Consider the following 12259-nt stretch of genomic DNA (forward strand, 5'->3'; position numbering starts at 1 on the left):
TACGCCAGGGGTGTGACGGTTACGGCTGGTGCTGCGGGACGGCCTCGTCCGAGCGGACGTGCGTGGACGCCTCCGGGGCGTCGGCGGCGTCGGGGAGGGCGCACGACCCGCCGAAGGTGGCGGGCCAGCGCCGGCTGGCGGCGGCGGTGAGGGCGATCGCCACGGCGCCCGCCAGCAGACCGACGAGGTCGCTGCCCGCGACCGTCGCCGCGGCCATGGCGGTGAACCCGCCGATGACGACGTACTTCGACAGCGAGCACATCAGCCGGCCGCCGCCTCCTGCGCGAGCTGGGCCCGCACCTCGTCCATGTCGAGGGCCTCGGCCTGGGCGATGAGGTCCTCCAGGGCGGCGGCGGGAAGCGCGCCCGGCTGGGAGAAGAGGGGCACGCCGTCGCGGAAGATCATGAGCGTCGGGATGGACATGATGCCGGCGGCCTGGGCGAGGCCCTGCTGGGCCTCGGTGTCCACCTTGGCGAAGGTGACGTCGGGGTGCTGCTCGGACGCCGCCTCGAACACGGGCGCGAACATCCGGCAGGGACCGCACCACGAGGCCCACCAGTCGATGAGGACGGTGCCCTCGGACGAGACGGTGGACTCGAAGGTGGCGTCGGTGAGCTCGATGGTGGCCATGGGGTACCTCAGGGTTCTGGGCGGTGTCCGATCCAGTGTATCGATACCCCCTGGGGTACCAACCTCCCGCGGGACGACGCTTGGCTACCGTGGTGGGATGCCTCTCGAGTCGCGGCTGTGGCCATTCGTGCAGGTGGCACGACGGGTCGAGGGCGGCGACCGGGGCACCCTCGTCGAGCGTCGGGCCCGGTCCGCCCGCCAGGCTCGCGCCGGAGGGTGGTTGGTCATGCGCCCGGGCCCCGAGCCCGCCGCCGTCGAGCACCGCCAGGTTCCCGTCGAGGGCGGGCAGATCCGGGTCCGGCTCTACCGGCCCGCCGGCCCAGGACCGCACCCCCTCTACGTCTTCCTCCATGGCGGGGGATGGTGCCTCGGGACCCTCGACGAGCGAGATCCTCGCTGTCGGGCCATCAGCGCCGGCGCCGGCTGCGTGGTCGCCTCGGTGGACTACCGCCTGGCCCCCGAGTGCCAATACCCGACCGCAGTCGAGGACTGCTACGCCGCCCTCGGTGACCTGATCGACCACGCCGACGAGCTCGGCATCGATCCCTCGCTGGTCGCCATCGGCGGCGAGTCGGCCGGCGCCAACCTGGCCGCCGCCGTCTGCCTGATGGCGCGGGACCGCAGCGGCCCCACGCTCTGCCACCAGTGGCTCGACGTCCCGGCCACCGACTGCACGCTGTCCCAGCCCGGACACCGTGAGGTCCCTGACGGGTACCTCCTCGACGGCGCCGCCATCGACGAGTTCCTGGACGCCTACCTGCCCGACCCCGCGTCGCGCGCCGATCCCTACTGCTCGCCGCTGCTGGCGAGCAGCCACGCCGACCTGCCGCCGGCGTGGATCATGACGGCCGAGTTCGACAAGCTGCGCGGCGACGGCGAGGCCTACGCGAACGTGCTCCGGCGCGACGGCGTCGGCGCCACCCACGTGCGCCTGACCGGCCACGTCCATGCCTCGTTCGCCTTCACCCGGCTGCTGCCCACGGCTCGGGCCTACGAGCGTGACGCCATCGCCGCGCTGCGCCGGGCGTTCGCTCGGGGCGCCTGACCCACGCCCGTTCGGGCGCGGACGCGGCTCAGCGCGGCCGGACGAGCAGCCAGGTGAGGGCGCCGGCGAGGAGCCCGGCGGCGATGTCGGCGTCGTGCAGGCCGTTGCCGGGGCGGACCGTCCAGACCACCGCCCCGATCCGGGTGTACGCGCCCACCAGCAAGGTCGTGGCCACGGCGACGAGCAGGGTGAAGGCCACGCGCATCAGCACGGGACGAGGGTAGGTGGCGCTGTCGGGGACCGGACAGACCGGCTACGGCGCGACGGCGACCTCGATGCGGTCCTGGCGCCACTCGCGGGCGGCCTTCAGGGCCTGCTCGGTCTGCGCCAGGATCTCGTCGCTGTCGAAGGCGTGCGCCGGGTAGCAGGCCACGCCGGCCCAGAGGGTCTGGCCGGGAGCGGCCTCGGCCAGACGCCGGCGGATCCGCTCGACGGTCCAGATGGCGCCGTTCTCGGGGGTGTCCTCCAGCACGAGGGCGAAGCGGCCGTCGTCCATGCGACAGGCGGTGTCGGCATCGCGCACCGTGGCGGCGATGCTCTCGGCCACGAGCTTCGGGTCCGACGGCACCGGGTGACCGGACTCGAGGTCCTGCACGACGTCGAGGATCACGACGGCCACGGGGCGGAGGTGGCGGCGGGCGGCGGAGATGCGGGCGTCGAGGGCGACCCGGAAGTACCCCTCGCTGAACAGCCCGGTCTGGGGGTCGGCGAGCAGGTCGGCCTCGCGGGTGGCCCGGTCGGCCCCGGCGGCGCCGGTGACCTCGGGGGGCAGGGGGATGCCGGGCGCCCCGAGGGGCGGGGGAGTGAGGTCGGCGGCGCCCATCGGCGGGGAGGCGGGCACCTGATCCTGCCGGTCCTCGAGCTCTCGCACGCGGGCGTCGAGGGCGAGGATCTGGGCGCGCTGGTCGCTGCGGCTGCGGTGCAGCGCCCACGCCAGGAGCGCGACGCCCAGCATCGCGAGTCCGGCCACCACCCCGAGGATCGTCGAGTCCACACCCACTCCTGCTGCTCCGAGCGCGGCACCGAGCGTGCCGCCCATCAGCGACCGGACAGGGTCCAGCCGCTCGCTGAAAGTCCCATCGGCGCGCCCAGCCTGCGAATCAAGGCCCTTCGGCTGGGTCGTCCGGCCCCATTCTTGCCCAGCGGGCGCCTGCCCGCGCCCGGGAGCGGGCCAGGAGCAGGGCGGGCCCTCAGCCGCCCCGATGGGCCTCCGCGAGGTCGGCGATCTCGCCCATCAGGTGCCCCAGCTCGAAGTCCTTCGGCGTGAAGACCGCCGACACGCCCAGCTCGAGGAGCTTGGCCCGGTCCCCTTCGGGGATGATGCCGCCGACGGTGAGGGGGGCGTCGACCTCGGCCGCCTTCAGCTCGTCGAGCACGGCGGGCACGAGCTCGAGGTGGCTGCCCGAGAGGATGGACAGGCCGATGACGTCGACGTCCTCGTCCCGGGCCACCGCGGCGATCTGCTGCGGGGACAGGCGGATGCCCTGGTAGATGACCTCCATGCCGGCATCACGACCGGCCACGGCGATCTGCTCGGCGCCGTTGGAGTGTCCGTCGAGTCCGGGCTTGGCCACGAGGAAGCGCGGCGGGCCGCCGGCCATCTCCTTGACGCGAGCGGCGACGGCGCGCAGCTCGTCGTTGCTCCCGCCCTTGCCGGCCGCGGCGGCCACGCCGGTGGGCGCCCGGTACTCACCGAACACCTCCCGGAGGGCACCGGCCCATTCGCCGGTGGTGCCACCGGCCTCGGCCAGCGCGATGGTGGCGGGCATGACGTTGTCGGTGCCCTCGGCCACGCGCCGCAGCTCGTCGAGCGCCCGCTCGACCTTGCCGGCGTCGCGCCCCGCCCGCCACGCCTGCACGTCCTCGATCATCTCGATCTGCACCGCGGGGTCGACCTGGAGGATGTTGTCGGCCGAGTTGAGCGGCGAGTCGGCCGTCTCGGTGAAGCAGTTGACGCCCACCACTTGGAGGTCGCCCGACTCGAGGCGGCGCATGCGCTCGGTGTGGGAGGTGACGAGGCGCCCCTTCAGCTCGTCGATGGCCTCGAAGGCACCACCCAGGGCGAGCACCTCGTCGAGCTCGGCCTGGGCGCCCTCGACGAGGTCGCTGGTGAGGCGCTCCATCACGTGCGAGCCCGCGAAGATGTCGTCGTACTCGAGCAGGTCCGTCTCGAAGGCCAGCACCTGCTGGATGCGCAGCGACCACTGCTGGTCCCACGGGCGGGGCAGGCCCAACGCCTCGTTCCACGCCGGCAGCTGGATGGACCGGGCCCGGGCGTCCTTCGACAAGGTGACGCCGAGGGCCTCGAGGACGATGCGCTGCACGTTGTTCTCGGGCTGGGCCTCGGTGAGCCCGAGCGAGTTGACCTGCACGCCGTAGCGGAAGCGGCGGGCCTTCGGGTCGGTGACGCCGTAACGCTCGAGGCAGAGCCGGTCCCACAACTGCGTGAAGGCCCGCATCTTGGCGTTCTCCTCCACGAAGCGGATGCCGGCGTTCACGAAGAACGAGATGGAGGCGACCACGGCGGGGAAGCGGTCCTCGGCCACCTGGCCGGAGTCGCGCACGGCGTCGAGCACGTCGATGGCCGTCGCCAGCGAGTAGGCGACCTCCTGCACGGGCGTGGCCCCGGCCTCCTGCAGGTGGTAGCTGCAGACGTTCATGGGGTTCCACTTGGGGATGTGCTGGGAGCAGAACGCCACCATGTCGACGATGAGGCGACGGCTGGGCAGCGGCGGGTAGATGTAGGTGCCGCGGCTCAGGTACTCCTTGACGATGTCGTTCTGGGTGGTGCCCCGCAGCGCCTCGCTGGGCACGCCCTGGTCGGCGGCGTTGGCCACGTAGAGGCCGAGCAGCCAGGCCGCGGTGGCGTTGATGGTCATCGACGTGTTCATCTCGCCGGGCGGGATGCCGTCGAGCAGCTGGCGCATGTGGCCGAGGTGGGCCACAGGGACGCCCACCTTTCCGACCTCGCCGCGGGCGTCGGGAGCGTCGGGGTCGTAGCCCGTCTGGGTGGGCAGGTCGAAGGCGATGGAGAGGCCGGTCTGCCCCTTGGCCAGGTTCGTCCGGTAGAGCTCGTTCGACGCCTTCGCCGTGGAGTGCCCCGAGTAGGTGCGCATCATCCAGGGGCGGTCCCGCTCGTGGCGTGCCGGTTCGGTGTCAGCCATGTCGGCCATTCTCCCCCTCGTCGGCACCGTGGGGCCAGAGAGAGTGGGATGATCTCCGGTCATGGCGAGCGATGACGGCGGGATGATCACCGACGACGAGCTGGTCCAGCTCGAGGCCGATGTCGGCCGGGCCCTCGACGGCAAGGGCGAGGACCGGCTGAAGATCATGGGCTACGGCGTCACCGCCGTGGTGTTCGGCGTGCCCGCCGACGCGCCCCGGGTGGTGTGCAAGCGGCTGCCCCCCAACGCGTCGGAGGCGGACTTCGAGCGCCACAAGGCGCTGGTCGTGGACTACGTCGATCAGATGCGCCACGCCGGCGTGGCCGTGGTCGACACCGAGGTGCGGTCGGTCCCCTCCGAGGGGCCGGGTGGCGGCGTCACCGGCTTCGTCATCCAGCCCGTCGTGGAGAAGGCCTGCCTCGGTGACCAGGTCCTGGCCGCCGCCGATCCCGCCGACGGCCACCCGCTCATCAAGACGGTGGTCGACCTCGTCGCCGGCTTCACCACCGACCGACGGGGCATCGACGCCCAGATCACCAACTGGGCGTGGGTCGACGGCAGCCACCGCTACATCGACGTCACCACGCCCTTCATGGTCGACGAGAAGGGTGACGTCGAGGTCGACCTCGAGATCTTCCTGAAGGCGGCGCCGGCGCTGGCCAAGGGCACGTACCGCAAGGAGCTGCCCGGCGCCATCTCCCGCTACTGCGACACCCGCTTCGCCCTCGTCGACCTCTGCGGCCTGCTCTACAAGAACGACCTCGACGCCTGGGTGCCCCAGGTCATCGAGGAGTGCAACCGGGTCGTCGACCGTCCCATCACCATCGATGAAGCCCGCAAGCACTACGACGGCGAGGTCAAGACCTGGTCGCTGATGAACCGCATGCTGCGGGCCGACCGCTTCTGGCAGCGCCACGTCCGCCGCCGGCGCTACGGCTTCTTCGTGCCGCCCATGGAGTACGACCCGAAGACCTGGAAGGCGAAGAAGAAGGCGTTCTGAGCGGCCGGCGGTGTGCCCGATGTCATGAGGCAGCGGGCGGACGGTCGTCGTAGGGTCGCACCCGAGGGGCGGACAACAGCGGCCGCCCAGAGCATGGGGGTGGACGTGTACAGCAACGTCGTCGTGGGGGCCCACAAGTCCGACAGCGCGCGAGCGGCGGTCGAGCAGGCCACGCAGCTGGCCCGGACCACCGGCGCCCACCTGCATCTGGTGACCTCGGTTGCGAAGGACGCCGGCCCCGAATCGGCCGAGCGCAAGGACGCCGAGCGCTCGCTCGAGGCCATGCTCGTCGGCGTCGGGACCGTCCCGTGCTCCACTCACGTGATCCCCGGCGACGTGGCCAAGGGGATCGTGTCGGTGGCCGAGGACGTCGGCGCCGACCTGATCGTCGTCGGCAACAAGCGCATGCAGGGCGCCGGCCGGGTCCTCGGCAGCGTCCCCAACGACGTGGCCCACACCGCCCCCTGCGCGGTGCTCATCGCCAAGACCACCTGACCGCACCCCGCTTCGGGTCGGCGCTCGCGCCGTTCAGGAGAGGCCCTTCGTGAGGAGCTCGGCGGCGCCGACCGCCTCGACCTGAGGCGCGAGAGCGAAGCGGTCGCGGCCGGCGTGAGCGACGAGGACTCGGTCCAGCGCGAGGTCATCGATGGCGTTGCGGATCGACGGTGTCAGGCGCGGGGCGTCGGTGCGCTTGACCTCGACGCCGATGCGCTCGCCGCTGTGGTCGACCAGCAGGTCGATCTCGCCGCCACCGTGTGTGCCCCAGAACCACGCGTCGCGGACGTCGGCGCGCACGAGCAGCTGCTCGATGACGAAGCCCTCCCAGCTCGCGCCGAGCTTGGGGTGGGCGAGCAGATCCTGGTGGTCGTCGATCCCGAGCAGCCGGTGCAGGAGGCCGGTGTCGCGGACGTAGACCTTGGGAGACCGGATCTGACGTTTCGCGATGTTCGCGTGCCATGGCTGGAGCTGCCGGATGACGAGTGCGTCCGTGAGGGCGTCGAGGTAGCGGCGGACGGTCGGCTGTGACACGGCGAGGCTCCGGGCGATCTCGGCGCCGTTCCAGGTCTGGCCGTGGAAGTGGCCGACCATGGTCCAGAAGCGCCGCATCGTCGTGGCGGGGATGCGGACCCCGAGGTTGGCGAGGTCGCGCTCCAGGAACGACCTGACGTAGTCCTCACGCCAGTCGACGGAGCGCTCCTCGGTCTCGGCGAGGTAGGAGAGCGGGAGGCCTCCTCGGCCCCAGAGCCGGTCGAGCGCACCGGCCCCGACATCGACGAGCTCCAGGCCGGTCAGCTCGACGAGGGCCACGCGGCCGGCGAGGCTGTCGGCGGCCAGGCCGACGAGGTCGGGGGAGGCCGAGCCGAGCACGAGGAACCGCCCGTTGCGTCGGTCCTCGTCGACCAGCACCCGCAGGATCGGGAAGAGGTCGTCGCGGCGTTGGGCCTCGTCGATGACGATCGTGCCGTCGAGGCCGGGCAGGGTGAGCGTCGGCGCACCGAGCCGAGCATCGTCCCGCGGGTCCTCCAGATCGAAGAAGTTGACCTCGGGAGCGTCGACGACGGCTCGCGCCAGTGTGGTCTTGCCCGCTTGGCGTGGCCCGGTCAGGACGACCACCGGCGCCCGGTCGAGCGCGGCTCGCACCCGGGAGGCGGCGGACCGGCGCTCGACCATCGTGAAATCCTAACATCTACCCTTGGATTTACAAGGAGCTCCACAGGCGGTCGACAACGGGCCAAGGCCGAGACTGCATGAGGTCGGGCCTCCGGCCGGCGGAAGTTGAGTAGTCACGCGGGCGAAGTTGAGTAGGCGCCACTCTTCACCCGGGCGCCGCGGGGGTCGATGCTTGCTTCCATGGCAACGGTCGAGGAGCAGGTGGCGCACATCTGGCGCCGCCTGGGCTTCGGGGCGGTGCGCAAGGAGATCAACGCCGGCATCGCCATGGGCACGGGCGAGCTCGTCAAGGCGCTGTTCCGCAAGCCGCTGACGCCGTTCGACGCCGCCGGCTTTCCGGTGGCGTCGGCCGATCAGAACCGCCACGCCCAGCGCCAACTCGAACTGATGGCCTTCGGCCCGTCGTCGACGGGCAGCGCCACCACCTCGCCGAACTACAACCCGCTCCAGGAGCGCCTGACCTGGACGCTGCAGGGCCTGCTGGTCGTGGGCATCGCCGACAGCGTCTACGTCGAGGACATGCGGAAGTACGTGGCCAGCCTGCGTGGCGCGTTGAAGGGCACCGCCACCTACCGCCAGCTGGTCCGGGACGTCATCACCGGCCCCGGGATGATCAAGTACCTCACCGCCGACCGCAACACGAAGGCGCACCCGAACCAGAACCTGGGGCGGGAGCTGCTCGAGCTGTTCTGCCTCGGTCGGGTCGACCCGGTGACCGGCGCGCAGAACTACACCCAGACCGACGTCATCGAGGTGTCCCGGGCGCTCTCGGGATGGCGCTACGACTGGGGGGACGGCACCAGCTACTTCGATGCCGGCGAGTGGGACAACGGGCCGAAGACCTTCCTCGGTGCGGCCCGGGGCGCCGCCGACCTCGACGACGTGCTCGCCGCCATCGTGGCCCACCCGTCGTGGAAGCGGTACGCCGTCGCCCGCCTCTACCGCGACTTCACCGGCCTCAGCGCGACACCGTCCGTCGTCACGGCCCTGTCGGCGTCGTGGGGCACGGACGGCAACATCAAGCGGGTGGTGAAGGCCATCGCGAAGCGGCCCGAGTTCCTGTCCGACCAGGCCATCTTCAACCGCACCAAGACGCCGGTCGAGCGCCTCGTGGCCGCGGCCCGTCTGCTCGGTTGGCCGGGGCTCGGGTCCGACATCAACCTGCCGTGGTTCCTCGCCCGCATGGCGCAGACACCCTGGTCCCCGCCGAACGTGTCGGGCTGGCCGAAGGGCGACCAGTGGTTGAACGCCACGAACCTGCACTCGTGGTCGGACGTGGCCAACCACATGGCGATGCGCGGCTTCACCTGGGACGGGTCGATCGTGGGGACGATCAACCCGATGGTCACGAAGGTCCACACCCGGGCGACGGCCGCAACGGCCGCGACCTTCGTGATGAAGCAGGCCGGGCTGACCCCGGTGTCGCCCCGCACCCATGCCGCGCTGAACGACTACGCCACCGCCGGATCGTGGACGCCGGCCCGGGCGGCGGCGCTGCTGAACCTCGTCCTGCTCACCCCCGAGTTCCTGGCCAACTGAGAGATCCGATGGCACCTCCTGACACCCCGTCCCGACCCTCCCGGTCCGGCCTCACCCGGCGCTCGTTCCTCCAGGGGGTTGCCGGCGTGCTCGCGGCCGGATCCGCCGTGCGCCTGCTCGGCCCGGAGGCGGCCGGCGCCGCCGGCCTGTCTGGCCTGACCGGCGCGTCGGGTCTCGCCGGTGCCGCCGCGGCGTTCGGCACCACCCTGCCTCCCGGCACGCCCATCGTGGTCGTGGTCGAGCTCGCCGGCGCCAACGACATCCTCAACACGGTCGTGCCCTTCGCGGTCCCGACCACCACCGGGCACTACCGCACGGCCCGGCCGGGCATCGGCATCACCCGCCTGGTCACCGCCCGCCCGTACGGCCCGCCCCCGGCCGGCGACTACCTGCCCCCTGCCCTCGACCTCGACGGACAGTGGGCCCTGCACGGGGCGCTGCCCTTCCTGGCCAACCGCTGGCACACCAACGGCGACGTCGCCATCGTCAAGGGCACCGGCGAGAACGTGGTCCGGGACATGAGCCACTTCGCGGCCATGGCATTCCGGTGGGCCGGCGCCTTCGGCGGCTCGCTGATGAACACGGGCTGGCTGGGTCGCTACAACGACCTCGTCAACCCACACCAGCCTCTCGGCGCGGTGTCGCTGGCCGGCACCCACCAGTCCCTGGCCTCGGTGAACAGCCCCTCGGTGGCCATCGACGATCTCGACACCTTCAACTTCATCGCCTCGAACGTCCCCGACCGTGACCGCTTCTTCTCCGAGGTGAGCGCCTTCGGCGAGGCCGACTCGTCGGCGCTCAACAAGGTCGGCACCGCCTCGGAGGCGCTCGAGCTCGCCCGCCAGGCGTCGACGACGGCGCGAGCGGTCCCGAAGCTGGGCCAGAGCGGCGGCTCGGCGTCGCTCGCCGGCCAGCTGGCCACAGCGGCGTCGCTCATCCTGGGCAACGTGCCCTGCCAGACCTACGTGGCCACCCTCGGCGCCTTCGACACCCACGGCAGCCAGCCGTACAACCACTGGGACCGGCTCACCCTGCTGAACGCCGGGTTGGCCCACTTCTTCTCGCTCATCGACGGCAGCCCCCGGGCTGGCGACGTGTTCGTGGTGATCCAGAGCGAGTTCGGTCGCCAGGTGATCCAGAACGCCGGCCAGGGCACCGACCACGGCCAGGCGACCGACACGATCATCGTGGGCGGCGGCGTGCAGGGTGGGTTCTACGGCCAGGCCCCGAGCCTCGCCCCGGCAGCGCGCGACGCCGACTCGATGGTGGCCACCGTCGACTTCCGCTCGGTGTACGCCACCGTGCTGAACCGCCTCGGCGGCGACCCCAACCTCACCGACGAGGCCCAGGGACGCGACGAGAGCGGCCAGCCCTTCGCCGACCTCGGCGTCTTCGCCGGCGCCGAATCGGCTGCCGTCGGCGCGCCTGCCGTCCCGAGCGGAGCGGAGGCCTTCGGCGCCGATGGTGCGTCGGTCCCGCCGGCGGACCCCGCCGTCCCGGCGGCCGTCGAACCGTACGTCGTCGCCCAGATCTGAAGGCGGTCGTCGCCGCGCTCTCGATGGGAGCGACAAGGGCCCGGCTCCGGGGTCCTGTCCCCGCTCATCCGTCGAGCGCTGGGGAGCGGGCCGTTCGTCGTGACATGTCGCCCCGGATCGGAGCGCGTGTCATCGGGCGTTCGCCCGCATGCCACCTGGGCGGTGCAGGATGCAGGAGTGACGGGAGCGCTGGAGTTCGAGGGTTCGCCCGGTGGTGCGCTGCGGGCGGTCGCCGCGTTCGACGACCGGGTGGACGAGACCTTCGCCCCGCTGCGGGGACGGCCGCTCGTCGACCGGGTGATGTACGGCGCCACCATCGTCGGCGAGGACGGGCGCATCTGGCTGGCCGTCGCCGCGCTTCTGGCGCTGCGGCCGGCGAGTCGACGCAAGGCGCTTCGGGTGCTCATCTGGTTGGGCGTCGAGACCGCCGTGGTGCACGGTCTGGTCAAGCCCTCGGTGAAGCGGGCACGCCCCGAGTTCGAGGGCGAGCACGTCCACAAGATCCGGGTCCAGACCTCGGCCAGCTTCCCGAGTGGCCACTCGGCCTCCTCGGCGTGCATGGCCACCATCCTCTCCGAGCGCTCCCGACTCTGGCCGCTTTGGTGGGCCATCGCCCTGGTCATCGGCGCCAGCCGGGTCCACGTCCGGGACCACCACGCCTCCGACGTCGTCGGCGGGCTCGCCATCGGCACCGCCATCGGCCTCGCCGGCCGGCGCCTCGGCCCCCGCGATCGCTGACGACGGGTCGTCGCCACTGACCGTGGTGGTCGGGCCCGGATGAGGGCGAGGTGGAGGAAATGGCAGTCACCGGTGACTGCCATTTGCTCCAGAGCCGCCGTTCTCAGCGCGTGCGAGCGCCGGAAGACCACATTCCGTGGCGAGCGGCTCGATGTGGCCGCCGACGTGGCCCTCGCGGCCTTCGTCGCGGCCCTTCTCGTGAGGTGCGCCGAGCGTGAGTCGTCGCGACATCCGATCGTCGACGGACCCGTCAGGGGGTGAAGGCGTCGGGGAGGGGGAGGGCGGCGGCCAGGCGGTCGAGGTAGTCCGGGCGGGAGAGCTCGACGGCGCCGAGCGAGGCCAGGTGGGGGGTGAGCCACTGGACGTCGAGGAGGCGGGTGCCGGCTCCGGGCGCCGCGGTGAGCAGCTCGGCGAGACCCACCAACGCAACCTTCGACGCGTCCGGAGCCCGGTGGAACATCGACTCGCCGGCGAAGAGCCCGCCGATGGACACGCCGTAGAGGCCGCCGACGAGCTCGTCATCGCACCAGGTCTCGACGCTGTGGGCCCAGCCCAGCTCGAAGAGGCGGCGGTAGGCCGCAACGATGTCGGCCGAGATCCAGCCGTGCGGACGGGTCGGGTCGGCGCACGCCACCACGACATCTTCGAACACGGTGTCGTAGCGGACCTCGTAGCGGCGCACGGAGCGGCGCAGCGACTTGGTCAGGCGCAGGCCGTCGAGGGGGAGGACGCCGCGCGGGTCGGGGGACCACCAGCCGACAGCGCGACCGGACCGACCCGATCGGGGCAGCGGCATGCGCCGGGTCGGCATGGGGAACAAGCCCGTGCGGTAGGCCGCCAGCAGCGTGCCGGGCTCGAGGTCGGCACCGAGGCCGATGAGATCGTCGCCCTCGGGCGCCCAGCGCGGGTCGGGCAGGTCCCAGGGCGTGGGGTCGGG

13 protein-coding genes are annotated in these 12259 nt (G+C 72.1%); 6 read left to right on the top strand and 7 right to left on the bottom strand.

The genetic code is table 11. The features are described from left to right. Window positions 1-19: 19 nt before the first annotated feature. Window positions 20-262, bottom strand: a complete 243-nt coding sequence (locus JNK12_08110) for a hypothetical protein (GenBank protein MBL8775879.1) — start codon at window positions 260-262, stop codon at window positions 20-22. Next, a complete protein-coding gene (gene trxA, locus JNK12_08115; protein MBL8775880.1) occupies window positions 262-630 on the bottom strand; it encodes a thioredoxin in 369 nt (122 codons plus the stop codon). The genes JNK12_08110 and trxA overlap by 1 nt, the downstream gene beginning before the upstream one ends. 97 nt (window positions 631-727) lie before the next feature. On the opposite strand from trxA, the gene JNK12_08120 reads away from it, so the two are divergent. Continuing rightward, a complete protein-coding gene (locus JNK12_08120) occupies window positions 728-1675 on the top strand; it encodes an alpha/beta hydrolase (protein ID MBL8775881.1) in 948 nt (315 codons plus the stop codon). A gap of 28 nt (window positions 1676-1703) precedes the next feature. Here JNK12_08120 and JNK12_08125 read toward each other — a convergent pair whose 3' ends face one another. The 3 genes from JNK12_08125 to JNK12_08135 all read right to left on the bottom strand — a co-directional run bounded on the left by JNK12_08125 (window position 1704) and on the right by JNK12_08135 (window position 4839). Beyond that, window positions 1704-1886 (bottom strand): hypothetical protein, encoded by a 183-nt coding sequence (locus JNK12_08125; protein ID MBL8775882.1) that lies wholly within the window; start codon window positions 1884-1886, stop codon window positions 1704-1706. Between the two features lie 42 nt (window positions 1887-1928). Beyond that, window positions 1929-2669 (bottom strand): diguanylate cyclase, encoded by a 741-nt coding sequence (locus tag JNK12_08130; protein MBL8775883.1) that lies wholly within the window; start codon window positions 2667-2669, stop codon window positions 1929-1931. 196 nt (window positions 2670-2865) lie between these two features. Continuing rightward, window positions 2866-4839 carry a protein meaA gene (locus tag JNK12_08135; protein ID MBL8775884.1) on the bottom strand — a complete coding sequence of 658 codons (1974 nt, stop codon included), beginning with the start codon at window positions 4837-4839 and terminating at the stop codon, window positions 2866-2868. A gap of 61 nt (window positions 4840-4900) precedes the next feature. Here JNK12_08135 and JNK12_08140 point away from each other — a divergent pair, with 61 nt between their 5' ends. Both JNK12_08140 and JNK12_08145 read left to right on the top strand, forming a co-directional pair. Beyond that, the gene (locus JNK12_08140) at window positions 4901-5839 is read left to right on the top strand and encodes a hypothetical protein (GenBank protein MBL8775885.1); all 939 of its coding nucleotides are present in this window, start codon (window positions 4901-4903) and stop codon (window positions 5837-5839) included. Between the two features lie 93 nt (window positions 5840-5932). Then, on the top strand, window positions 5933-6334 hold the full coding sequence (locus tag JNK12_08145) for a universal stress protein (protein ID MBL8775886.1): 402 nt from the start codon (window positions 5933-5935) through the stop codon (window positions 6332-6334). A 33-nt stretch (window positions 6335-6367) separates the two neighbouring features. Here the strand turns inward: JNK12_08145 and JNK12_08150 are convergent, their stop codons facing one another. After that, a complete protein-coding gene (locus tag JNK12_08150; protein ID MBL8775887.1) occupies window positions 6368-7510 on the bottom strand; it encodes an ATP-binding protein in 1143 nt (380 codons plus the stop codon). A 180-nt stretch (window positions 7511-7690) separates the two neighbouring features. Here JNK12_08150 and JNK12_08155 point away from each other — a divergent pair, with 180 nt between their 5' ends. From JNK12_08155 to JNK12_08165, 3 genes are all read left to right on the top strand, one after another. After that, window positions 7691-9049: a DUF1800 family protein gene (locus tag JNK12_08155; protein ID MBL8775888.1), complete on the top strand. Its 1359-nt coding sequence runs from the start codon at window positions 7691-7693 to the stop codon at window positions 9047-9049. Between the two features lie 8 nt (window positions 9050-9057). Next, window positions 9058-10584 (top strand): DUF1501 domain-containing protein, encoded by a 1527-nt coding sequence (locus tag JNK12_08160; GenBank protein ID MBL8775889.1) that lies wholly within the window; start codon window positions 9058-9060, stop codon window positions 10582-10584. Between the two features lie 177 nt (window positions 10585-10761). Next, entirely contained in the window at window positions 10762-11322 is a 561-nt protein-coding gene (locus JNK12_08165; GenBank protein ID MBL8775890.1) for a phosphatase PAP2 family protein, read from the top strand. A gap of 250 nt (window positions 11323-11572) precedes the next feature. Here JNK12_08165 and JNK12_08170 read toward each other — a convergent pair whose 3' ends face one another. Beyond that, window positions 11573-12238 carry a leucyl/phenylalanyl-tRNA--protein transferase gene (locus JNK12_08170; GenBank protein MBL8775891.1) on the bottom strand — a complete coding sequence of 222 codons (666 nt, stop codon included), beginning with the start codon at window positions 12236-12238 and terminating at the stop codon, window positions 11573-11575. Window positions 12239-12259: the final 21 nt, after the last annotated feature.

It is taken from the genome of Acidimicrobiales bacterium, assembly GCA_016794585.1.
Lineage (GTDB): Bacteria > Actinomycetota > Acidimicrobiia > Acidimicrobiales > DATDAH01 > JAEUJM01.